Genomic DNA, 22,081 nt, shown 5'->3' with positions numbered 1-22,081 from the left:
CGCGGCAGCCACCTCCGCCTCGGCGCCTCAGCGCCCCGAGCCGGACCACACCATCCCGGCCCCGGCAGGCCGCCGACCCCGCCCGTTCTCCGGGAGCGGCCGATGAGCAGCGAAGCCCGCGAGTGGGTTTGGGAACACAGCTCCAGCCGGGGCACCGCGCGCTTGGTCCTGCTGTCGATCGCCGACCGGGTGGTCGACGAGCAGTGCGTCTCCTGGGCCTCGCTGTCCAGCCTGGCCAAGCGCACCCGCGCCTCCGTCTCCACTGTGCGCGAGGCCATCGATCGCCTGGTCGACGCCGGTGAGCTGGAGCAGCTCGACGACCTCACCGGCCCGCAGCGCAGCACCGTCTACCGCCTCCCCCTCGCCGCCAAGGCCGTGGCCGAGACCGCCGCGGAGGACGACGACCACGCGTCGAAGGAGGGGTCCGAGGCCACCCCGGTGCTCCGGATCTCGGCCCTGCGGCGGTGCGGAATCCGCCCGCGTGAGCTGCCGGAATCCCCCGCGAGGGCCCGGAAACCGGCAGTGCCGGAAACCGGTAGGTCCCGACGGAAACCGGCACCCCGACGTACCGGAAACCGGCACAGCGATGTACCGGAAACCGGCACACAGAACCATAGTGAACCGGATTTGAACCGTAGGTACAGCAGTGGTGGTGCTGCCGTCCTCTCGGCTGCCGAGTGGCAGGTCGACCCTGCCACCCACACCTGGGCCCGCGAGCAAGGACACCTCGACCGCCTCGGCGAGCAGGGCCTGCAGGCAGCCGACGCGAAGTGGCGTGCCCACCGCGCCGCCTTCAAGCCGAGGCCGGTGGATGCCTGGGCTGCCGACTGGCGCTCCTGGGTAGCCCGGGAGCACGCCCCGGGTCGCCCGAACCTCTACGCCGTGCCGGGTAAGGGCCCCTCCGCACCAGGCGGGATGACCCGAGCCGAGGCCCATACCGCCGCCCTTCTCGCCGCCCTCGACGAGCCGACCGGAACGGAGGGCTGACCGTGGACCGCCGCGAAATTGCCGCCCTGCTGGCCTACATCGGCCGACTCGACCCCCGCACCATCCGCACCGATCAGGGCGAGGCCGGCGACCAGCTCGCCCAGTGGCACGAGCTGCTCGGCGACGTGCCGATGGCAACCCCGCACGGCTGGGACGCGCGCGTCGCCGCCCGCCAGCACATCCGCACCTCGCCGTACCAGATGCTGCCCTCGGACGTGGCCCGTCCCTGGGAGAGCTATCGGCGCGACCGCCTGGCCCGGCACTCCGACCCCACGCCGTCCGTCGACCCGGACGACCAGGCAGCCTGGACCGCCGAGCTGGTCGGCACACGCCGCGCCGTCGCCGCCGGCACCGCGCAGCCCGCGCAGGCCAGGGCGATCACGAGCGGTCGCGACGGGATCGACCCGAGGTTGGAGGCGCGGCTGCGGGAGATCGGCTCCTGCATACCGCCCGCCGCCCGCGCCGCCCTCGCGCCCTACCGGCCCGCGCGAGCAGCTCGCGAGGCCGCCGTCGCGCAGGGGCTGCCCGACGCTCTGAGCGTCCGGTGCGAGTGGTGCCTGGCCCAACCCGGCGAGCCGTGTCGTCGCCGCCGGATCGGCCCCGACGGCGGAGCGCGTGGAACCGCCCCGCGCACCACCCCCCATCCCGGCCGCCTCGACATCGCCGCGGCCCAGCAGAACGAGCAGGCCCAACAGCCCGCCTTGGCCTGACCGGCGCATCCGGCCCGTGCATCCCGTCCGATGCACCGCCGCCCAACACCACCGTCCCGCCCCGGATGCGGCGCAAGCCCTCGCGCCGCAGTCGGCACCCGACGCCGCGTCCGCCCAGCACAGCCCCAGTCGGCGGACGCGGCAGCACATCGGAGACCCCCTTGCGCCACATCACCACCCACGACGCCCCGGCCACCGGCCTGCGCGGCATCGGAGACACCAGCTGGCACACCCGCGGAGCGTGCCACGGCATGGATGCCGAGGACGCCGACGCCGTGTTCTTCCCGCTCCCCCGGGACCACGAAGCCATCGCCGAGGCCAAGGAACTGTGCGGCTGGTGCCCGGCACGCCGCGACTGCCTCGACTTCGCCCTGGAGAACGTCCTCAAGGAGGGCATCTGGGGCGGCCTCACCGAAGCCGAGCGGCGTCCCTTGCACGACGGACTGCCCCAGCGCCTCGACTACCGGCGCGTGATCGCCTTCTTCCAGGGACGCGACGTGCACCTGACTGAGGCCGAGCGGCACGTTGTCATCGACCACGCCTACGTGCGCGGCTGGCGCCCCGACCGGCTCGCCGCCGCCCTGCAGATCAGCCACAAGCACGCCCGCGATCTGCTCCGGCAGGCAGCCAACAAGGTGTTCGACCGCGACCGCACCTACGGCGTGCCGCGCCCCAAGAAGAAGCGGAAGAAGACCACCCCGGCAACGGGCAGCCCCTCACCAGACGCACCCAGCACCCGGCAGCCGACAGCCCGCCCGGCAGCGTCGACCCCGGCGCACGCCCCTCTCGGAAAGGCTGCCTAATGCTGATGTCAAGCGATGAGGCGGAGTTGGGGGCGTCCTTCGTAGGGCTTGCGATCGCGGAGCATGGCGAACAGGACGTTGATTCGGCGTCGGGCGAGGGCGATCAGGGCCTGGTGGTGCCGCTTGCCTTCGCTTCTCTTGCGGTCGTAGTAGGTCCGGGAGACCGGATCGCGCTGGATGGCGCAGAACGCGGATTGGTAGAAGACCCGTTTGAGGGCCTTGTCGCCGCCGGTGGCGCTGCGCGAGTAGCGGATCCTGCCGGACTGGGACAGGACCGGGGCAAGCCCGGCCGCCGCGGCCAGGGCGTCCGGGCCGGTGAACCGGTCGATGCCGCCGACCAGCGCGATGAACTCCGCGGTGAGGACGGCCCCCATCCCCGGCAGGCTGCGGATGAGGGCCCCGTCAGGGTGAGCGGTCACCAGCTCCTCGATCTCGGCTTCCAGAGCCTTGAGATGCTCCCTGGCGGCCGTCAGGTCGGTGGCGAGTTCCCGGACGAGCTGGGCGGTGCGGCGCTCGCCGACCACGCTGGTGCGCTGGGCCCGGGCCGCGGCAAGCGCGGCTTCGGTCAGCTTCTCGACGGCGGGTCGGTAGGCGCCGTGCCGGCGCAGGTAGCTGTCGATGCGTGCCGCTCCGGCCTGTCGGATCTCGGCGGGCGTGACGTAGCGGGCGAGCAGCAGCAGGCTGGTCTTCTGGGTCGGGTCCACGACGCGTTCCAGGCCCGGGTGGATGCCCGCCAGCAGATCGCGCAGTCGGCTGATGCGGGCGGTGGTCTCCTTGGCCAGTGCGGTTCGGTGGCTGACCAGGAGCCGCAGTTCGACGGTGGCCTCCTCGGGCAGGGTGATCGGCCGCAAGTCGTCGCGGAGCATGACCTGTTCGGCGATCACCCTGGCATCGCGCGGGTCGGACTTGTTCTCTCCTCCCCGGGTGCCGCGGCGGGCCCGGTTGACGGCCAGGCCGGGCACGTGGACGCAGCGAAAGCCCGCGGCCAGCAGCATGGCCGTCAGCAGTCCGGCGATCCCGCCCATCACGTCCAGTCCGACGGTGAGACGGTCGTGGTCGGCCTGGACGGCGCGCAGTTCACCGACGGCCAGTTCGATCGATTCCGGGTCGTTGTCGACCCGGTGGCTGAGCAGTGGCCGGCCGCGGTCGTCGAGGGCGGCCAGCCAGTGGAAGTCCTTGCCGATGTCGAATCCTGCGGTGGCGGCCATGACGCTCCCCTCGCCGTGCAATGTGTGGCGCGACCCCTTCCGCCTGTCCTCGCCCTACTCAGCGATGGTCCGCAGAGCCTAATCAGCAGTCCGGAAGAAGTGGCGGGGCAGGGGGCACAGCCTCTCCAGCCATCGACGGCAGCCAGCATGAAAACCATCCCTGCCCCGCTCGCGCGACCCCATCGTCGCGAACGACCGGGCCGTGCGAAAGAAGGTAGGGCCGCATGACCCACCCCGTCTTGGCCCTCAGCGCCACCCCGGACCTCCCTCTCCTCCTCGCCGCCAGCGTGCCCGCCGCCCTCGTGCTCGTGCTGACCGGCTGGACGATCCGGCGCCGAGGCACTCGCCCGCAGAAACGTCTCGGTGGCCCGGCGGTCAAGGTCGCAGCTCTGGCCGCTCTCGGCTGCACCGCATACAGCGCCGACACCTCGTGGCGCTTCGCGGCCGACTACCTCGACATGGCCGGCACCGCCGAGCGGGCCGGGATGTTCGCCGCGGCCGAACTGGCGCTCTTCGCGACCGCGCTCATGGCACGGCAGAACCTGGCCACTGAGGGCGCCCCCGGTCTGCCGGGCACCCTGGTCTGGGTGATCACTGGAGTGCAGGTGATCCCCGCCTATGCCGAGAGCGGTCCTATAGGCGGCACGGTCCGGGCCTTCGTCGGGCCGGTCATGGCGGCGATGCTGTGGCACCTCGCCATGGGAATCGAACTGCGCGTGCGCACTCCGGGCGCCGCCTCCCACGGACTGATCGCCGTCCTGGGGCGTGAGGCGCGCGAACGGCTCCTGTCCCGCCTTGGCATCGCAGCGCGAGACCGCGACGCTGCGCAGATCACCCGGGACCGGGCCACCGCCCGCGCGGTCGCCCTCGCTGCCCGCCTCGCCGAGCGCACGCCTGAGCAGCAGCGGAACTGGCGCGGCCGGCGGCTGACCCGGCGCCTGTCGAAGGCGGTCGGCAGGGCCTCGGTCGGCACCGACCCCCTCCAGCGCGCGCAGCTGCTGGACCAGCTCGCCGCACGTCGGCACGCACTCGCGCTCGCCACGGTCCCGCTGCCCTCTCCCTGGTCCCCAGAGTGCGACACCGCAACGGCTGCCAAGGTCCCCTCGCAGAAGACCTCGGAGGCGCCGGTCCCCGTAGTCGGTCCCCACGGTCCCGGCGAGTTGGACGGGGACTGGGGACCGGGCGACCCGAGGCGACCGGTCCCCGAAATCGCGGACTCCAAGGCGTCGGCAGGCGCGGGGACCGAAGGCGACGAAGCGGGGACCGAGGCCCCCGAAGCGAGGGCAGTCCCGGGGACCGGTCCCGCCAATCCGGAAGCCGCAGAGGGGGACGCCGGGGGCACGGGGACCGCCCGCACCACGCGAGAAGCCCCTGTTCAGGTCCCTGATTCGCATCGGGGACCGAGCGTCGCCGACACGGGGACCGAGACCACCGGGGACCGGGGACACAAGGCCCCCCTCCGCCGGAAGACGACCACGAAGCCCCGGACGAAGGACAAGGGGAAGCGCGCCCGGCCCCGCACCCCGCAGACACAGCGCGCGCCACGCGGGCCGGAGCAGTCGGTGGACCAGCTCGTCCAAGAGGTCCGTCCCCACGTCCCCGCCCTGCTCGAACGGGACGGCAACGAGTCCGTCACCCGGGTCCAGCTGCGGGAAATCCTCCGCCGCGAGGGCCTGAAGGGCGGCCGGAACGACCGACTGAGCCTCGTCCTCCAGCAACTGCGGAGCGACAACACCACGACGACAAGGAGCTCCGCCCGATGAAAACGTGCCACCAGTTCGACACCGTCCGCGCGGAGTACGAGCGGGAGATCGGCTTCATGCTCGCCCACTCCAAGCGGCACGAGGGCAGGCCGGCGGCGAAGTCCAGCGCGAAGCAGGCTGCCTCGACGAAGCAGCGGATGGCCCGCGCGCTCAACAGCCACGTAGGCCGCTGCCCAGAGTGTGGCTGAACCGGCAAAACACCAGCTCAAACCCCTAATCGCAACCGGTGGCCCGGCTCTGTCCCGGGCCACCGTCCCGCTTCAGGAGACACGCCGTGATTCCGCATCCCCCTCGCTCGTCCGAGCCCACATCCGCCGAGGCCAGCGCCTGGGCGGACGTTCTGGTCCGCCGGCGACTCCTGCACGCCGCCGTCCGCATGCCGAACGGCCAGTGGCTCGTCCAGGACCACCCCGACGGACCCGTCCGCCTCCTTCTGGCACCGGCCGACGTCCTCGCGCTGGCCGCGACCATCCAACACCACACCCGCTCCACGAGGCCCGAAACGCGATGACGAACCCCGCCAAGAACGGCACCACCCCGGAACCCGCTCCCGGCTCCAACTCGGTCTCGGGGCGAGCAAGTTATCCCCTTGGATACTCCGCCTTGAGCGGAGTATCCAAGGGTTCCCCTGCCCCTGGGGGGCAGGGGCTCGTCCGGCGCCGGGGGACGCCAGACGAGGAGGCTGCGACCGAGGGCGGATCGCAGCCAGAGGGGATACAGGAGGGACGTGAGCAGCCGCGCACGCGCCGCCGCAAGTACCAGCGTCGTCAGCGTCCGCACGTCCGCAACACCCGCTTCAGCGACGACGAACTCGCCCTCGTGACCGTCGGCGCGAAGGCCGCCGGCCTCACTCTCGCAGGCTTCCTCGCCCGCGCTGCCCTGACCGCCGCCCGCGACCTTGAACGGACCGCGAGTGCCGTCGCCGGCGAGCGCGAGGTGATCGCCGAGTTGTTCGCCGCCCGTCGGCATCTCGGCCATGTCGGCAGCAACTTGAACCAGATCGCCCGAGCGGTCAACGCCGGAGGGCACCCGGGCGAACTCGACGTGGTCATCGCGGCCACCGACCGTGCGGTCCAGCGCGTCCAGCACGTCACCGACCGGCTCCTCCACCAGGACTAGGACCCCCTCAACGGCATGATCCCCAGAATCCAGAAGCGCGGACAGCGCACCATCGGCCTCCTCTCCTACCTCTACGGACCGGGCAAGTTCGAAGAGCACACCGACCCGCACCTGATCGCCTCCTGGGATGGCAACGCCCCCGACCCGGGCCGTGACCCGTCCGCCACGCTCAAACAGCTCCAGCAGCTCCTCGATCAGCCCGTCGCGAACGTCGAGCAGGCCGACCGGCCCAAGAAGCATGTGTGGCACCTCTCGGTCCGCAACGCCGAAGAAGACCGGATTCTGAGCGACGAGGAATGGGGCGAGATCGCCCGGCGCATGGTGGCCGCCGCCGGCATCGACGACCCCGAGGAGGGCGCCGGATGCCGATGGGCGGCGGTCCGGCACGCCGATGACCACATCCACATCATCGCCACCCTCGTGCGCGAGGACGGGTTCAAGCCCGACCTCGACCACGACGCCGTCCGGGTCCAGGCCCAGGCCCGCGCCCTCGAAGCCGAACTCGGTCTGCGCCGCCTGAACAAGGGCGACGGCACCGGCGCGAAGCGACCCACCAGCGCTGAGCGCCACAAGGCCGAGCGCCAGGGCCGCGAGCGCACCGCCCGCGAGGAACTGCGGGAAACGGTACGGCGCGCGGTGACCGGCGCGAGGAGCGACGAGGAATTCTTCGACCGGCTCGCCGCCGCCGGACTCCTGATCCGCAAGCGTGCCGCCCCCTCCGGCGACCTCCTCGGATACAAGGTCGCTCTGCCCGACGACCTCAACAAGGACGGCGAGCCGGTCTTCTACCCCGGCGCACGCCTCGCCCCCGATCTCTCGCTGCCCCGCATCCGAGAGCGCTGGTCCGGCGACGCCCAGGACAACCCAGCCGCCCGGCAACAGCAAGCACCCCGGACAGGACCGGGCGCTCCGGCCTCCGCCCGCCGCAGCACGGCATCAGCCGCCTGGCAAGCCGTCCTCGTCGTCGAGCACGGCGACGATGCGATCGCCGCTGCCCACATCGCCGCGGTCGGCGAGGTCCTGGATGCCCTCGCAAAGACGTCCGCCGCCCACACCCGCCGCGAACTCCGGGACGCGGCTACGGCCTTCGAACGTGCCTCGCGCTCCCATGTCCGCGCCGTACGCGGGCACGACCGAGCCCTGCGGCAGGCCGCCCGCGACCTCGTCCACGGCGGCCCGGCCCTCGGCCGCGGTGAGGACGGCGCCACCACGGCGATGGCCATCGACATGCTGTTCTTCCTCATCACTGCCGCCGCGCACTGGCACGCCAGAAAGGGCCACGCTCAGCAGGCCGAGGCCGCCGCCCGGGCCGCCGAGCACCTGCGTACCGCCTACCAGACCGCCGCCGCCCAGCCCCTCGGAGCGCTCTACCAACGAGGCCGGCGTATGAGCCGGCCGATACTCCAGCGGCAGACCGTGCTGCTGCGCGAGGCGCTGCCGGAGCTGGCCGAGCAGATCCTCGCCGAGCCCGGCTGGTACGCCCTGGCAGCGACCATCGCGGAGGCAGAAGCCGCCGGCCACGACCCGGCCACCCTCCTGTCCGACGTAGCCGAACGCCGTGAACTCGGTACCGCGGACTCCGTGAGCGACGTGCTCGTGTGGCGGATGCGGCTGACGGCCGACCTGCCAGCAGACGCCTCCCACCTGCCCGAGAGCAGCACCACGGGGAGCCGGTCCGCAACGCGAGGGACGACGACCAGGACCTCCGCGCCCGGCAGGCGGCGCAGCGGAGAGGAGGCATCGCGTAAGACGCGGTGAGCCCGACGGGTGCCGGCACGCGGTCTCAGCGCATCACCGAAAGAAGGGAAAGCACCAGCTCCGCCCGCAACCCACAGCACGGTCATACGCCACATCGGACCTCGCTGGCGACGAGGTCCGATGTGCATGCCGTCGGAATTCGTGCACTACAGGACAGGCGAGATGATGGGGCGAGTCGGGCCAGTAGACGTCGCGAAGTTGGGCGGTCGGGGGAGACGGCGACGTGTGATCGGGCACACCGTGACTACGGCATCTCGCCGCACGAAGATACCCACGGTGGCCAACTCGTCATCCGGACAACGGAGAAGCGGAGCGCCCCTGATGACGTGGCCGAAGGCGGCTGTGGACTTTGTGAATTGCAACCACCGGGGGCGCGCGGCACGATCATGAAGCGCGCAGGACGAGGTGACGAGGTGGAGGAGGACGCCAGGGTGTTTCACCGGATACGCCGCCGGGCCAAGGAGCCGAGCGAAGCTCAAAGGCAGTTCGCCGAGATGCATGCGCGGATGCAGGGCCAGGTCCCGCCGGGCATTGGAGTGCCGGCGGCTGAACCGAAGCCCGCCGAGCCGACCGTCGTCGTGGATGACTTCCTTCCGCCGGAGCTGCGTGTGCCGAGCCACGACCAGGTCGACGGCAAGATGATGCCGTGGAAGCAGCCCCTCGTCCTCGACGGCGAGATGGCCGCCTGCGCCGAGTGCAGCGCGTACCGGGACTGGCTCATCCTCTCCACCCGCGGCGAGATCTGGCTGCGCTGCCGGGCGGGACACCAGCAGCAGGAGACCCGCCTCGACACCGCGTGGTTCAACCGGAACAGCGGGCCGGCGGACGCGACGCACGCCACCTTCGAGGACTGCCTGCGCCACCTCGGGCACTGACCACCACTCCTACGACCCCACCGGGCCCTCGGGCCCGCACTGACCACCCGTCGCCTAGCACCAAGGGGTCAGTTCCGTCATGCGCGTTCGCGTCGCCACCACCGCCCTCGGCATCACAGCCGCCCTCCTCGCCCTGCCCGCCTGCTCCACCGACACCACCGGGGCCAAGCACCAGACCCCCTCCTCCGCCCGGACCGGAAAGCCGACCGGCGCGGTCCACAAGCCGACCGCGCTCTCGTCGGCCGCGCTCGAGTCCCGCCTGCTCGACCAGAGCGACCTCGGCAGCGGCTACCTGCGCAAGCCGCAGCGTCCTGCCCAGCACGACGACATCACCGTCATCGGCTGCCCGGCCCTGAGCAAGCTGGGCGGCGGCGCGGCGACCGGCGGCACGCTCACCTTCCCGCACAAGGCGAAGGCCGCCTTCACCTACGGCAGCAGCTCCTCGGAGATCTCCGAGGAGCTGTACAGCGACACGGCGAACAAGCTGTCCGCCGCCATCGGACGGATCTTCGACGCCATGACCGGCTGCCCCACCTATCAGGTCGTCGCGGGCGGCACTCCGATCGACATAACCGCGCAGAAGCTGCCCGCGCCCCAAGGTCTCGGGGATGAACAGTGGAGCCAGCTGCTGACGTACTCCACCGCAGGGCGGAACACCGTGGTGAAGCAGACCACGATCCGGGACGGCAATCTGCTGGTGATCGTCTCCGGCGCCCCGGCCCTCGTCGACCGCCACCTCGGCAAGGCCCTCGCCAAGGCCACCGCAACCGGCTGACCTGCCCGGTCATGCTGCTGCCCCCCGACCACGGTGGTCGGGAGGGCAGCAGCGCGTCAGCCGATGCGCTGAGCAGCGCGCGCCGCCTGGGCGGGAACCCAGGCTTGGACCTGGCCGGGCTGGACGTAGAGCACGTTCGGGTTGTGGCTGTGCGGCCCATAACCACTGGAGGCATTGACCAGCAGGTACGCGCCCGCGGGGACGTGCCAATTCCAGAACCAGGCGTCCTGCTGCCGACCGGTGTCGCACCAAGTCACGACGGCCTTCGCCCCGCGGCGACCGCGCTGGTAGACCCGCGTGATCTGAAGAAGATCTCCTCGGCCTGCATTCCTGTGCTGCTGGAACGCCTGCCACTGTGCTGCGAGGGCGGCCATGCGCTTGCGGCGTGAACGGACCTTCAGCGCGACGATCATGGCGACGACAAGGACGAGGGCAAGAAGGACGCCGGGGCCGAGGTGCATTGCTGCATCCTGCAACTTGACGTCACAGGGTGGCAAACCCTTCGGGGACAACGAGGGGCAGTGCCAGCGACTGCGCCTCTGGCGACCGGGTTCCGTCCCGGCGGGCAGCAGCTAGCGCGTTGTGCGCACGTAACTACCGGCCCGAGAAACAAGAAGCCCGGCCCTCCATTTCGGAAAAGGCCGGGCTGTGTGTTGGGGGAAATGGCAACGGCGGGGCGTTAGATGGCCGGCGCACGCAGGAGACGCTCCCGGGTGGCCTCGGGCAGCACCCGCCGCAGGACCGGTGCCGTCGAGCTGAGGGAGGCGGCGAAGGCGGCCACAAGGTCGTGCGGGACGCTGGCGGAGAAGGAGGCCGCCCACAGGTACGGTGCGCCGAGCGCGGGCTCGGCCCACGCTTGCCACCCGGCCAGCCCCGCCTCGTCGTCCTCGGTGATCAGGGCGCGCGGGTCGCCGTCCTGGATGAGAGGCGGCACCTCGCCGAGGCTGAGGTGCGAGGTGAACGTCGGGTCTGTCGCTGCCGCCTGGGGCTGGTCGATGTCGCGGAGCCATCCGTGTGCGGCGACGGCGTCCAGGACCAGCTCGGGTCCGGCAAGCGGCAGGGCGGGCTCGTCGCGAGCGTCGAGCGCGACGAGGAAGTCGGCTACGGCCTCGCCGGGGACGTCGGGGGTGAAGTAGGCCGACCACTGGGCGAGCGGGCTGCTCGTGTCCGCGCGGGCGGAGATCTGCCAGGCGATCGGCAGGTCCCCCAGGTGGAACGGTTCGTCCGCCAGGCTCCACTGGGCCCAGCGCAGGGCGTCGGGGCTGATGTGCAGGACGGTGCTGCGCAGGACCTGGCGGTCCTCGGGTGCCTCGTCCGGCTCGTGCCGTCCGTGGACGATCGTCAGGCTCGTCCAGCCCAGGCCGGCGAGCGTGTCGGCGACGGCGTCGTAGAGGCGCCCATCGTCACCGGCCAGATGCCGGGGGCCGACCCAGAACGCGGGCTGGCCGCTACGTGGAGTGGACGGGTCGGGCGGACATTCGGGGTACAGGGGCGCCTCCAAGGGGCTCGGTGCGGGTCTAGTTGCCGCCGGCACGGCGGCGGGGGCGGCGCGGGGGTGCCTGGACGTCGCCCTGCCAGGTCAGGGCGACGGCGACCTCGGGCGGCAGATGGCCGAGCTGTGAGCCCTCGTCCCGGCCTTCGGCGAGGTAGACGACGGTCTGGCCGGTCTCGTCCACGGACTGCACGACCTGCGCCAAGCGGTGTGCCATCGGAAAGAACGGATTCATGGCCTGGCGGACCGGAGCACTGCGGTCGCAACCGGACAGCAGGTCGATGAGATCGCCGACGGTCATCTCCGTGGACGTCATGAACGGCCTCCTTGGGTGAGGAAAACGGTGAGCGATGGAATCAGCCGGCGTCAGCCGACCACCCTCCCGGCGAGGACTACGCGTGGGCGCCTGCGCTGTCATACGCGACGTGAGGTTTCCAGCACGCGCGCCACGGCGGCAGCGACGATGTCGGCCGGCGTCTCGGTGTCGAACGACAGCTGGTAGCCGGGTACCTTGGCGGTTCCGGTGACGGCGATCTTCCATCCCTCGCCGTCGGTGCCGGGACGACCGAGCGGGAACCAGCCGAGGTAGAACCGGCCGTCCTTGGAGCTGACGTGCACGTCCGCACGGTCGTCCACGATGAGGTTGAAGTCCTCGGCGCAGAACTGGTCCATGACGAGCGTGGGCTGGCCGGGGCCCAGCTGCCACTCGCGCAGCCGCAGGGCTTCGACGGTGGTGGAGAAACCGGGGCCGACGGAAGCCACGGTCACAGACAATCACCTCTCTGACCTGGGGTTTCTTGCAAGGTCGTCTACGTTGACATGCTCCCGCGCAGGTTGGCCAGTCTTTCCGTGATCTTTCCTGTCTGCCCCCGGCGAACTGTCGTCCTTGGACAGTTGTAGGTTCTCAGATCCCGTGTCATTTTCTCAGTCGCGATGTCATGCGACTGGCCGAACTGACACGGGATTGAGAATCGCTGGCCACTGCCGTCATTCGTTCGGGTGGCCTTGCCTCAGGTCCGGCGTGGGCGCCTCACGCGGATGCGATCGTAGCGCTCGCGGAGGAGGCTGCCCACGTTCACTCGTTTGGGGACTCCGCTGCCAGCGGGATACCGCACCGCAGGCAGCCGTTCGCATGGTCGTCCTGGCAGATGTAGCCGATGGCACCTTCCACGCACCATTCGGCGGCCTCCTCAGACAGCAGGTCGGGCCCGGCATGGAGCAGCCGACGAAATTCCGTGGTGTCCGCAATGTCGGCCGGGCGGTTGGTGAACCACTCGTCGAACCAAGGCTTGTCCCGGTGTATGCGCCAGTGCGCATTCTCCCGGTCGTCGACAGCCGCAAGGAACCGATCGACGATGCGCCCCCAACTTGGTGCTCCGAACCAGCCGTTGTCGGATGCACAGAAGGATTCGATCAGGGTTCGCAGGCCGAACTCCTTCTCGCGAAGGCAGTACCTTCGCCCCCATGAGATCGCGACCTGTGCCATCTCCGCGAGTTCTTCTCGCGGATCAACCTCGTGCGCATGGTCGTCAGGGTTGTGGCAGGCCAGCCCGAGCTCGAGCACGGACTGCCCTGTCGGTAGAACCCGGGACGGGTTGACGATCGCGAGACCGAGACCGATCCAGTCGACATGGTCGAACGACAACATCGAGCGCACGAGTCGGGTGGTTGCCGTGTTGATCCTCATCATTGTGCCGTCGTGGAGCGGACTCTTCCCGGCATGCCAGTTCTCGACGGGTGTGTTGCGCCACACGGCGAGCGTGATGCGGGTGGCAGCGAGCCACAGCAGGGCGTCGTCGTCGAGGTGCCCGAACCGCTTGGCACACTCCTGGGCGCCGTAGGTGATCAACTCTTCCGGTTTCGGCCACCTGTGGCTGTCGGGCCCTTCAGGCCCTTCAGGCGCGTACTCATAGTCGTCGGCGTACTCGTCGAGGATCGCGCTCAACTCGGTTGCGCTGTAAGCCTCGCTGCACTCGGAGCTGTCCGGCTCCTCGACGGTGTACATGTCGTGGTCCCAGGAGACGTACACGTCGCCCCAGAGCACGACGTCGTCGCACTCGCTGGCGTTGTCCGTCACAACCGGCCTGATGGTGATCGGGGCAGTACGCCCGTCGGTTCGCTCGCCGTCCTTCTTGGCCGCCCATGCGGTGATGACCCCGAGCGGCTTCGGAAGGAGAGGGCCGACCTTAGTGATGCTGAACGGCTCGTCGTCGTCATCGGTGTCGAACCGGCTGTTGACGAACGCGACCGCCTCGGAGGGCGTGCTGACGATGGACTGTGTACCACTCTCGTTGTCAACCACTCGCCACAACGCGCTGTTCTTCACGATGCTCTCCGATCGCGGTGAGTGCACCCGGGGCGGGTGCGATGCGCCGGGTCGCTCGGCACTGACTCCAATTATGGGCTGATCAACCCGTCCGTAGTCCCGCAGACGCTTGTCGGCGACGACGCTCGGGGCGTTCGTGTGCAACCTGCTTTTCGCGACCGCAGCGACACAGCCAAAATCACGCAAAGTGCAACGGAGTGTCCGCGCAACCTGCGCTGCACGTCACCAGGAGCTGATGGTTGCCGATGCAGGTTCGTGACGCCCCGGGCCGCGTTGCAGCCTGCTGGACAGCCTGGGGAAATGACACCGATCTGAGACAGCCGCCTGCCGACACATCGTGAGACTCAAGGGAAACATCCGGGTCACAGGGTCGGCGCCTGACACTGAAGTTGAGAACCTACAACAGTGAAGCCAGTCGCCCTGGCATCTGATCCAGGCGCTTGACAGCGAACCGAGTCGTGGGGGCTTCCCACACCGCCACGGGCCCGAGGAAGTCAGCGGGAACGTCGCGATGCGGGTCTCTTGTCAGCGGCACCTCCTACACTCCGCAGATGCGACAGGCCAGGATGATGAGCTGCCTGGCCGTGGCCCTCCAGGCCATCAGGGCTGATGGGCATGGCGTCTGCCAGGCGCCTGCATGTCCCACAGGTCGCCGACAGCACGCGCCGGCAGAGCTTTCACGAGGACGGTCTCCGGTGCGGATGTCGGAGAGGGTTCCATTACCGTCCTTGTCTAACAGGGGGATTAGAGCTGTGCCTTCCGCTACTGGCTTGACCGACCTGCGCGAGCAGTGGATCCAGAAGATCTGCGCGGGGATTGCCACCTCTGTCGGTCGCCACCACCCGTTGCTGGATCCGGCGCGGATCGTCGGTAACCCGAGTGATCTGGATCTATTGCGTGCCCTCCTGATCCTGCGGATCGCCGTCTTGGACGCGCGTGGCCGGTCCACCGCGCACATCACGGGACTGCTGGCAAAGCACCCGGTCTTCGCCGATCCCAAGCCTGACACGGATCAACTCACCAGCCTGGTCGAGCATGTCCGCCGGCACGTGGAGCGCGACGGCCTTGTCGGTTCCGTCCTGCTGTTCGGCCTCGGACTGCGCGCTGCGGATCCAGAGAGCACGTATGCCCTCCTCCTGGACCACTGGTCACGTCGGTCGTCCCGCGCGGCGACCGCCGCCCAGGTGGCCAGGGAACTGGCCCGGCACTGGGGCGTGGAGGCTCGCACCGGAGAGGCTCTGGTGCCTCTCTCAGTCATATCTCTTGATGCGTACTCCGACACCATCTGGTCCAGGCTGGAAGCGGAACGCGACGCTCATGTGCGGCATGCCGCCTCAGTTGCCTTGATCAGGAAGGGCAACGACGCTCATCGCCTGTGGCTGGCGCAGTTTCCCGCCGACGAGGCCAGGCACCTATGGAAGTTGGGCGCAGATGTGGCCTACTGCACCGCGGCCAAGGAGCACCTTCGAGAGGTAAGCCGACAGCTCCGGAAGAATCACGCTCTGCGGCCAGTGATCGCCCGAGCCTTGAAACTGGTCAACGAGCAGCTAGAGATGCTCGGCGAGGCGATCGGCTGCCTGAGCGACACAGAGCGCGACATGCTGCGGGCGCGCACCCATCAGGAGCGCTTCCAGGACGCCTGCATTCAGACCTTCCTGAACCACTCCCTCGACTTCCGGCAGTCGTACCCAGGCAGTTCCTGTGTTCCTGATGCCGAAGCGGTACACGGCACCTTCGGCCCTCTGCCCTGGTGGAACATCATCGTCCGAACCGCAGCAGAGGCGGAGGCTGCCCTCGCCGCAGTCGCAGAGGGGGTGTTGCCCCTCGGTTTCGAGCTGGATCCCGAACATCGGAACCGCCTTCTACTCATCTGCCGTAAGCCCAGGACGGAGTCCCCGGGCATGCACGCCCACTTCGTCTTCGACCTGGACAACCCAGGTCACGCCTGCGAGCTGCTCCTCATCGCGAAGCGTGCCGGCGTCCCTATCGACCTCTACGGCCAAGCACACAACGAGTACGACGAAATCGAGTCCACCCACCTAGGCACTGTGTACGCACACATCGGCCCGGAGCTCGCCAGTCTGATCACGGAAGCCGCCACCAATGCACTGGCCCGATCCCTGCCAGACTTCCGTGACCGCGACTACGACGAACATGAGGGGATCGAACCGCTCGAAGAAGCGTTGCGCTGTCTGTCCCGCGCTGAGGTGGAGCACTTCTCCTCGGGACGCCGCATCGCCGTCTCATCCCATCACAACCTCGAAGGTGGGATCGAAGTACTGTCGTCCGACCCGCCAGTCACGCTCTCCGGATTCTCCAGGGGCACCAAGAGGCACCAGAAATCCGGCAGCTCACGGAAGACGGGCATCGGGACTCCTCTGCCTCCTCCTCGGACCACTGGGTTCGTGTACGTCCAGCGGAACCCTGCCTTCCCGGACATGCTCAAGATCGGCTACACAGACCTGCTCGCGGAGGACCGAGCTAAGGACCTGTCGGGCACATCGGTCCCCTTCCCCTTCGACGTGCTCGTCAGGGCCCACACGTCCCGGCCCAAAGACGTCGAACAGGCTGTCCACCGCCTCCTCACCGCCCAACGCGTTAACGCAAGCAAGGAGTTTTTCCGCGTCTCCCTGGACACGGCCATCGAGGCGATCCGCCGGTGCCAGAGGGAGGTAACCGGTATCAACAGCTGGGAGCCGATCCCTGCGCTTCATCGCCTGCCCGCGAATGACCGAGTCGTCCTGCCCCTGAGGGCAGGGCAGTTGTTCGCGCTCACCGCGTACCCCCATCTGCTCAACTCGTCCGCTGAGGTTCTCGACATCTGGATGGCCCACGCGGACGGCGACCTCCTGGAGATCCACTCCACGCATGACCCCGGGCACGTGGCCGGACTCAGCGACAACGATCCCGGCGCTTACGAGGACCCCGTTCCCTTCCTCGACAGAGACGGAACCGTGCGGAACGGCATGCTCCATGGCAGGGAGCGCCTGGTAGCTGGCGACCGGCTGATCTGGTTCTCGGACGAGGAGGGGCCGACCGACGCCCGCGGCGTCGTCTTTGAAGCGAACGCCTCCTGCCAGGTCACCTACCGGACATCAGCCCCCCGACGGGGCCCGCTGGGTATACCTCTCCTGCTGAACGATCCTGACCGGGACCTTCCTGATGCTATGGGGGCACTCGTCAAAGATGTCCTCACACTGCGCCCACCGCGCACCTGGGCTCCCCGGAACCCTCAAGAAGAGGACGGCTGGGCGGTAGCAGCCACGGATCCCCAGCCGCCCGAGCACTGGCTCCCTCAGCTCGAACGACGGCGCAAGGACGTGCGCCGGGACCGACCCTGAGTACCGTGCGGCATGGGGGCCAGCTCGACGAGTCCATGTCCAGCGCCAGGACTGAGCCACCAGCCGGATCGATTCCGCCGCGGCTCCGTAGACGGCTCGATACCCGGCTCCGGGAGCGGTCTGAGCACATGCCAGAGTGAACCGCATGATCCCCGCGCACATCCCCGACGAGCCGCCGCTGACCTACCCCGACAGCTTCGACATACCAGTCCTGTTCCGAAACGGACCCGCGAACAAGCCTCGGAGGCAGTGGCGGACGGCCAAGCACAAGGCGTGGACGGGATCGGACGGATTCCCGGCGGCCGACGGCTGGTACGCCCCGACCACCACCTGGCGGGAGATCATCAAGGCTGCCACCGAAGTCGGCCGCGACGTCACCCCGCATCTGCAGAACCAGCCGCGCTACGCACACGGGGAACTCGTCGCCCGAGTCTCCCCGCTGTACGCCTACCTCGGCGCGCACGCCGTCGAGCCCCGGCATCCCGTACCGGGTGCCAAGGGCCGGCGCCTGACCTGGAACCCGGTCTACGCGCACGGCACCGAGCGGAGCGCGAAGAATGCCGCTGGCTACCGGCTAGGCATGACGATGACCGAGTGGGCCTGCCGCTCGCTATTGGGCCTCGGCCAGACCGAGCACCTCGAACTCGGCGGCCCTATCCCTGCTCTGTTCAACACGTTCAAGGATCCGAAGAAGAAGCTGCCCGATCTGTGGGGGCGCCACGAGGCAGAAGAACTGTACTGGCTGATCGAGGCCAAGGGCGGCGACGTGGGTCTCGGCACGCTCCGCAAGGGGTGGGCGCAGCTGGCGGCCGGCAGCAACGTCCTCGGTGCGTACGCGCACCGGACCGTCTTGGTCGGGGCGTCCGTACGGCCCGGTGACGATCTCTTCCTCACCATCGACCACCACCTGCACCCCGGTCTGCCGCCCCTCACCCCTGCCGGGTCCGACACCGACGACGAGGCGGCGGGCCCGGGCAACTTGGAAGACCGCCTCGGCGACAGCGACGACGCGCTCATCGGCGCGGCCCGCGCCCAGATGCTTGCCTACCTGGCGCTGCGCTCGGCTCCCGCCTCGCAGTTGCGCACCGTGCCCGTTCCCGCCGACCGGGCTTCCCGTCACCGGCGTTCCGGGCTGACCACGCCCCTGGAAGACGATGGCCTCACTTTTGCCATGCGGGCCGACGCCCGCGGAGCAGCGACCGGCGCGGAGCAGCACACCCTGCGCGCCGGAATCCGCTCCATGGGCCTCGACGACTTCCTGAGCTGCCGCATCCCCGGAACTGAGGTCCACCTCGGCATGTCCCGGAAGCTGTTCGCCGCCTGCGAGCGCCTCCACGAGGAGGACCTCGCCATCGCCCGGCGCACGCCAGGACTGCGCGCCGAGGACCAGCCTGCCGCCGACCTGGAACTCAGCGACGAAGCCCAGGAAGAACAGCGACTCACCCAGCGGCGCATCTTCCGCGAACAGCAGGAGGAAGCCCGCCCACGGCTGCGTCCCCTGCTCCGCGACGCCTACGAGCGGGGTGCGGCGAGCGACTGGAGTGACCTGCTGCGCCGTCCCCAGGAGCCGGAACTCGATCTGGAGGGCGACGAGGGTCTCCTCGAAGCGGCGACGCCGGAAACATACCTGGCCGTCAGCCGCTACGACCTGCCCGCCGGTCACGCCTAGTCGTGCCCAGCGCTGGCGACGGTGGCGACGGCCAGGCCAGGGAGAGCCTGCCGCGCTAACGCCGCTGTGACCGTCAGCGATACATGGCCAGACCTGGTGGGAAGGCCGCTGGCGGGCGGATCGTACTCAAGGATGGTTGGCCATTCTGCTCAGATAGTCGGCCGTTCGGACCCAGGGCTTATCACGACGGATCTTCGGAACAGCCGGACGGAGCGGCTCGCCCGCCCACGATGGCAGGTGAAACGGGGGGCCAGAATCTGCCGACGCCGCGCCCGGTATTAGGAGCTCCCCCTCCCGGTTCGGCTAGGCGATTCGCGCGCTCAAGTCCCACTCCCTCAGGTGGCGCAGCAGGTCATGCGTCGACACATGTGATCTGGCATGTTCAGGAGAGATTCGGATTGCGGAGCGACGGCGCGACGTTCGGAGCTGAGTGGCTATGGTCTTCTGTTCGGACAAGGCAGCGACCTTCCTGACTGGCCTTGATTACAACGTGATCAAGCATCCTTACGCGGGTCTCGTTCCGCCTGCGGTCATCGGCCGCTCAGACGGCGACCCACAGGCGGTATGGCTTGGAGAACTGCAGGACCTCATCAAGGACTCACAGGCGGAACAGCCGAAACCATCTCGGCCAGCGCCCGCAGCGGATATCAGTGGGAGATCGAGCAGCGCGATGTCTTTCGGGGTAGGCGCCGGCCTCCTGTCCTCCTTCGTTGGCGGTCTGGGAGGATCGCTGGAGGTGTCGGCTAAGTACACGAACGCGAAGACGATGCAGTTCATCTTCCGAGAAGTTCAGAAAATCCAGGTCAAACCCAGTGCCGTATCCGAGTACATCGAGACCGGCGACATCCAGTGGGACAGTCCCCTCTTCCGTCCCTTTCTCGATTCCGGCCGCCACCTTTACGTTGTCACGGAGGTTGCCGTCGCCAAGGAACTGATGGTGCGTTACGAGCGAGGCGGGGGGACCGCTGCGAAGGTGCAGCTCCCGGAGCTCACTGGCCTGGTGAGCGGCGATGTAACCGTGGCCGTGGGCTCTAACCGAAGCCATGAGATCACCTATACGGGTCAGCGTCCGGTGACATTTGCTTTCAAGTGCTTCGAGCTGGGCCTCGATGACGGCGGACCCACCCTGGTAAACGTCAGAGCAGGAGGAGTAGCCCTCAGCCTGTCTGTGGAAGGGGACGCACCACTGGGCGCCGCAGCGCGCCTGACTCCGGTTGGCGCCCCCTTGCTGGCTCTGAAGCGAGTAGAGGGTGAGGACAATGGCAGTGAATGATCACGGTCAGGGGCTATCGAACGGTCAACATGCGGAGTTGGGACGCGATTTCACCGAGGAACTCATCCTCCTGCCACGCGAAGGCTTGGAGTCCGACTACGGGGAGGACTACTACCTCCTCAACCAGCTTCATGCGATGTGGGAAAAGGATGGCCTCAGCTACTTCCGAGTAGATGGCGACCGCAGGGTCGGGACCGAAGGCTGGCTTCAGCCTGCCGATAGCCCGAAGGACGCACAGGTGCACCTGCTGGTCTCAGCTTTCGCCGCGGGACCGAAGCTCGTTCGCGTTACACCGGATATTCATCGCTGTATCCGATCTTCCGGCGCGCTGCGGCTTGTGCCAAATTGCAAGTACCGAACGATCTCAGCTCATCCTGGAGCCAGACCTAGTCCTCTTTCGGGTCGGGGAACCACCCTGGAAGTCAAGGTGGTAGACGGTGTAACGGAGCAAGCGGTGCCGGAGGCCCGGGTCACCCTGTTTGAAGACGTCCCGCATGCGATTGGTGACGCAGGTGTCAGCGACAATTCCGGACAGCTTGCGCTGCGGGTATCCGGTCTGCCACTGAAGGTGGATCGTCTCTACGTGGAGCCTCCCCGTACCGGGTACTGGGGGAAGTACCTCGAGACCTTCGTGATCAACTCCTCGCAGTACAGAGTCCACCTCGATTCGGTGACCGCTACACACATAGATGCGGCGCGACACGTCTATCAGTCAGGGAGCACTAGTGGTGCAGGGGTACGGATTGCAGTAGTTGATCACGGCATCGACGCCGAGATGGTGCCTGTTGTCGCCGGCAAGAACCTAGTCAGGGGCGAGCCCGAGGACGACTACGGTGACGACGGGAGTGGGCACGGCACCCACGTGGCCGGGGTCATCGCGAACTTCCTGAGCCGAGGACCGGTAGGCATCGCTCCCGCTGCCGAGATTTACAGCTACCGGGTGTTCGGTGCGAACTCAGATGAGGCCACCTCATTCGCGGTACTCATGGCTGTGGTGGCAGCGGTACAACAGGGTTGCCACCTGATCAATCTGAGTCTTGGCGGTCTCGCCTATGACGCCAACCTACGTGAACTAGATATCTGGGCTGCCGACCGTGGTGCCATCTTGATGGCAGCGGCCGGCAACGAATGGGGCGGCACCATCACGCTGCCTGCCGCACTCCCCAACACCATGGCCGTAGCCGCAGCAGGGCGGATCGGCACGTTCCCAGCCGACTCCCTCGAAAAGAGCTTTGTCGGGCCTCAGTCCGTCCGCGACCCCGATGACTTCTTCGCAGCCTTCTCGAACTACAGACCCGAAGGTGCCGTAGACCTTATCGCTCCAGGAGCCGGAATCTTGTCTGCCCAGCCAGGAGGAGGGTACGGGCCCCGCAGCGGCACGTCACAAGCCTGCGCCGTCGCCACAGCAGCCGCAGCACGCGCGCTCACCGGAACCCAGTGGCTCACCGAACCGCCCAGTCGGCAGCGCACCACCGACATGAAGAATCACCTGCTCAGCAACGCTGTTCCGATCGGACTTGCACTAGCCCATGAAGGAGCGGGACGAATCCCGTAAGGTGGTGTCGTGCGATTGGTGATCTGGTATCGCGGAGCGCAAACGGTCAGCGCCGAAGAGCTCCTAGCGGTGCTTCCCGCAGGGTCCCGCCTGGTCGACCAACAGATGCCAAACATCTTCCTGGTCGAGTCAGACGAGGACGCGGTCAAGCGCGCCCTGCCATCATCAGAAGAGTGGACCGTGGCCCCAGAGCAGGTCGCTCGTTCGTTCACCGGCTGACCGCCGCCCTCCCGGCTTCTACGCGCACGGGCTCGGAGTTTCGCCCCGATTCACGCCGGAAAGCGCCTTGATTGCTCATTCTTCCACTTGGGTCGAGGGCACACCGAAAGATCTATTGTGTCCCACACCCCCGCCCTACCGTCACACAGAGTAATCATCCGACTAACGCTGCGAACGGTCAACTAACGCTGAGCGTCATAGCCGCCTA

Annotated in this window: 21 protein-coding genes; 15 read left to right on the top strand and 6 right to left on the bottom strand. The window is 68.5% G+C overall.

The genetic code is table 11. The features are described from left to right. The first annotated feature begins 102 nt into the window (after nt 1–102). The 3 genes from ACWD3E_RS35200 (at nt 103) to ACWD3E_RS35190 (ending at nt 2,500) form a co-directional block, all read left to right on the top strand. On the top strand, nt 103–987 hold the full coding sequence (locus ACWD3E_RS35200; protein WP_451391588.1) for a helix-turn-helix domain-containing protein: 885 nt from the start codon (nt 103–105) through the stop codon (nt 985–987). Between the two features lie 2 nt (nt 988–989). Then, nucleotides 990–1,697 carry a zinc finger domain-containing protein gene (locus tag ACWD3E_RS35195; RefSeq protein WP_451391587.1) on the top strand — a complete coding sequence of 236 codons (708 nt, stop codon included), beginning with the start codon at nt 990–992 and terminating at the stop codon, nt 1,695–1,697. Between the two features lie 161 nt (nt 1,698–1,858). Continuing rightward, complete coding sequence (locus ACWD3E_RS35190) at nt 1,859–2,500, top strand: WhiB family transcriptional regulator (RefSeq protein WP_451391586.1); 642 nt, start codon at nt 1,859–1,861, stop codon at nt 2,498–2,500. Between the two features lie 8 nt (nt 2,501–2,508). On the opposite strand, the gene ACWD3E_RS35185 is transcribed toward ACWD3E_RS35190, so the two are convergent. Further along, on the bottom strand, nt 2,509–3,708 hold the full coding sequence (locus ACWD3E_RS35185) for an IS110 family RNA-guided transposase (RefSeq protein WP_388601103.1): 1,200 nt from the start codon (nt 3,706–3,708) through the stop codon (nt 2,509–2,511). Nucleotides 3,709–3,932: 224 nt separating this feature from the next. Between ACWD3E_RS35185 and ACWD3E_RS35180 the strand changes: the two genes are divergently transcribed. From ACWD3E_RS35180 to ACWD3E_RS35150, 7 genes are all read left to right on the top strand, one after another. Next, a complete protein-coding gene (locus ACWD3E_RS35180; RefSeq protein WP_451391585.1) occupies nt 3,933–5,471 on the top strand; it encodes a hypothetical protein in 1,539 nt (512 codons plus the stop codon). Next, a complete protein-coding gene (locus tag ACWD3E_RS35175; RefSeq protein ID WP_055493674.1) occupies nt 5,468–5,659 on the top strand; it encodes a hypothetical protein in 192 nt (63 codons plus the stop codon). Before ACWD3E_RS35180 ends, ACWD3E_RS35175 begins: the two co-directional genes overlap by 4 nt. A gap of 86 nt (nt 5,660–5,745) precedes the next feature. After that, nucleotides 5,746–5,982: a hypothetical protein gene (locus tag ACWD3E_RS35170; RefSeq protein WP_451391584.1), complete on the top strand. Its 237-nt coding sequence runs from the start codon at nt 5,746–5,748 to the stop codon at nt 5,980–5,982. Between the two features lie 92 nt (nt 5,983–6,074). Then, nucleotides 6,075–6,590 (top strand): plasmid mobilization protein, encoded by a 516-nt coding sequence (locus tag ACWD3E_RS35165; protein ID WP_451041192.1) that lies wholly within the window; start codon nt 6,075–6,077, stop codon nt 6,588–6,590. Nucleotides 6,591–6,605: 15 nt separating this feature from the next. After that, a complete protein-coding gene (locus tag ACWD3E_RS35160) occupies nt 6,606–8,348 on the top strand; it encodes a relaxase/mobilization nuclease domain-containing protein (RefSeq protein ID WP_451391583.1) in 1,743 nt (580 codons plus the stop codon). A gap of 431 nt (nt 8,349–8,779) precedes the next feature. Next, nucleotides 8,780–9,223, top strand: coding sequence for a hypothetical protein (locus ACWD3E_RS35155; protein ID WP_451391646.1), 444 nt, complete (start codon nt 8,780–8,782; stop codon nt 9,221–9,223). 79 nt (nt 9,224–9,302) lie between these two features. Next, nucleotides 9,303–9,998 carry a hypothetical protein gene (locus ACWD3E_RS35150; protein ID WP_451391582.1) on the top strand — a complete coding sequence of 232 codons (696 nt, stop codon included), beginning with the start codon at nt 9,303–9,305 and terminating at the stop codon, nt 9,996–9,998. Nucleotides 9,999–10,054: 56 nt separating this feature from the next. Here the strand turns inward: ACWD3E_RS35150 and ACWD3E_RS35145 are convergent, their stop codons facing one another. The 5 genes from ACWD3E_RS35145 to ACWD3E_RS35125 all read right to left on the bottom strand — a co-directional run bounded on the left by ACWD3E_RS35145 (nt 10,055) and on the right by ACWD3E_RS35125 (nt 13,816). Continuing rightward, entirely contained in the window at nt 10,055–10,459 is a 405-nt protein-coding gene (locus tag ACWD3E_RS35145) for a hypothetical protein (protein ID WP_451391581.1), read from the bottom strand. Nucleotides 10,460–10,677: 218 nt separating this feature from the next. Continuing rightward, nucleotides 10,678–11,499 carry a DUF317 domain-containing protein gene (locus ACWD3E_RS35140; RefSeq protein ID WP_451391580.1) on the bottom strand — a complete coding sequence of 274 codons (822 nt, stop codon included), beginning with the start codon at nt 11,497–11,499 and terminating at the stop codon, nt 10,678–10,680. A 16-nt stretch (nt 11,500–11,515) separates the two neighbouring features. Beyond that, entirely contained in the window at nt 11,516–11,806 is a 291-nt protein-coding gene (locus ACWD3E_RS35135; RefSeq protein WP_351236243.1) for a hypothetical protein, read from the bottom strand. A gap of 98 nt (nt 11,807–11,904) precedes the next feature. Beyond that, the gene (locus ACWD3E_RS35130; RefSeq protein ID WP_093724906.1) at nt 11,905–12,258 is read right to left on the bottom strand and encodes a DUF317 domain-containing protein; all 354 of its coding nucleotides are present in this window, start codon (nt 12,256–12,258) and stop codon (nt 11,905–11,907) included. A 307-nt stretch (nt 12,259–12,565) separates the two neighbouring features. Then, nucleotides 12,566–13,816, bottom strand: a complete 1,251-nt coding sequence (locus ACWD3E_RS35125; RefSeq protein ID WP_451391579.1) for a hypothetical protein — start codon at nt 13,814–13,816, stop codon at nt 12,566–12,568. A gap of 770 nt (nt 13,817–14,586) precedes the next feature. On the opposite strand from ACWD3E_RS35125, the gene ACWD3E_RS35120 reads away from it, so the two are divergent. The 5 genes from ACWD3E_RS35120 (at nt 14,587) to ACWD3E_RS35100 (ending at nt 21,873) form a co-directional block, all read left to right on the top strand. Continuing rightward, the gene (locus tag ACWD3E_RS35120) at nt 14,587–17,157 is read left to right on the top strand and encodes a GIY-YIG nuclease family protein (RefSeq protein ID WP_451391578.1); all 2,571 of its coding nucleotides are present in this window, start codon (nt 14,587–14,589) and stop codon (nt 17,155–17,157) included. Between the two features lie 145 nt (nt 17,158–17,302). Beyond that, entirely contained in the window at nt 17,303–18,826 is a 1,524-nt protein-coding gene (locus ACWD3E_RS35115) for a gamma-glutamyltransferase (protein WP_451391577.1), read from the top strand. A 436-nt stretch (nt 18,827–19,262) separates the two neighbouring features. Continuing rightward, on the top strand, nt 19,263–20,099 hold the full coding sequence (locus ACWD3E_RS35110) for a gasdermin (RefSeq protein WP_451391645.1): 837 nt from the start codon (nt 19,263–19,265) through the stop codon (nt 20,097–20,099). Then, complete coding sequence (locus ACWD3E_RS35105; protein ID WP_451391576.1) at nt 20,086–21,654, top strand: S8 family peptidase; 1,569 nt, start codon at nt 20,086–20,088, stop codon at nt 21,652–21,654. Before ACWD3E_RS35110 ends, ACWD3E_RS35105 begins: the two co-directional genes overlap by 14 nt. A gap of 9 nt (nt 21,655–21,663) precedes the next feature. Beyond that, a complete protein-coding gene (locus ACWD3E_RS35100) occupies nt 21,664–21,873 on the top strand; it encodes a hypothetical protein (RefSeq protein WP_451038800.1) in 210 nt (69 codons plus the stop codon). Nucleotides 21,874–22,081 lie beyond the last annotated feature (208 nt).

The sequence above is a fragment of the Streptomyces sp. NPDC002676 genome (assembly GCF_053592455.1).
Note: the sequence above shows the minus strand (reverse complement) of the source record. Positions and strands in the feature narration are given on the sequence as shown.

Coding starts and splice junctions, on each gene's coding strand:
- ACWD3E_RS35175 (WP_055493674.1), top strand. CDS start 5,468: ATGAAAACGTGCCACCAGTTCGACACCGTCCGCGCGGAGTACGAGCGG.
- ACWD3E_RS35115 (WP_451391577.1), top strand. CDS start 17,303: ATGATCCCCGCGCACATCCCCGACGAGCCGCCGCTGACCTACCCCGAC.
- ACWD3E_RS35105 (WP_451391576.1), top strand. CDS start 20,086: ATGGCAGTGAATGATCACGGTCAGGGGCTATCGAACGGTCAACATGCG.
- ACWD3E_RS35150 (WP_451391582.1), top strand. CDS start 9,303: ATGCGCGTTCGCGTCGCCACCACCGCCCTCGGCATCACAGCCGCCCTC.
- ACWD3E_RS35160 (WP_451391583.1), top strand. CDS start 6,606: ATGATCCCCAGAATCCAGAAGCGCGGACAGCGCACCATCGGCCTCCTC.
- ACWD3E_RS35110 (WP_451391645.1), top strand. CDS start 19,263: ATGGTCTTCTGTTCGGACAAGGCAGCGACCTTCCTGACTGGCCTTGAT.
- ACWD3E_RS35145 (WP_451391581.1), bottom strand. CDS start 10,459: ATGCACCTCGGCCCCGGCGTCCTTCTTGCCCTCGTCCTTGTCGTCGCC.
- ACWD3E_RS35180 (WP_451391585.1), top strand. CDS start 3,933: ATGACCCACCCCGTCTTGGCCCTCAGCGCCACCCCGGACCTCCCTCTC.
- ACWD3E_RS35185 (WP_388601103.1), bottom strand. CDS start 3,708: ATGGCCGCCACCGCAGGATTCGACATCGGCAAGGACTTCCACTGGCTG.
- ACWD3E_RS35135 (WP_351236243.1), bottom strand. CDS start 11,806: ATGACGTCCACGGAGATGACCGTCGGCGATCTCATCGACCTGCTGTCC.
- ACWD3E_RS35200 (WP_451391588.1), top strand. CDS start 103: ATGAGCAGCGAAGCCCGCGAGTGGGTTTGGGAACACAGCTCCAGCCGG.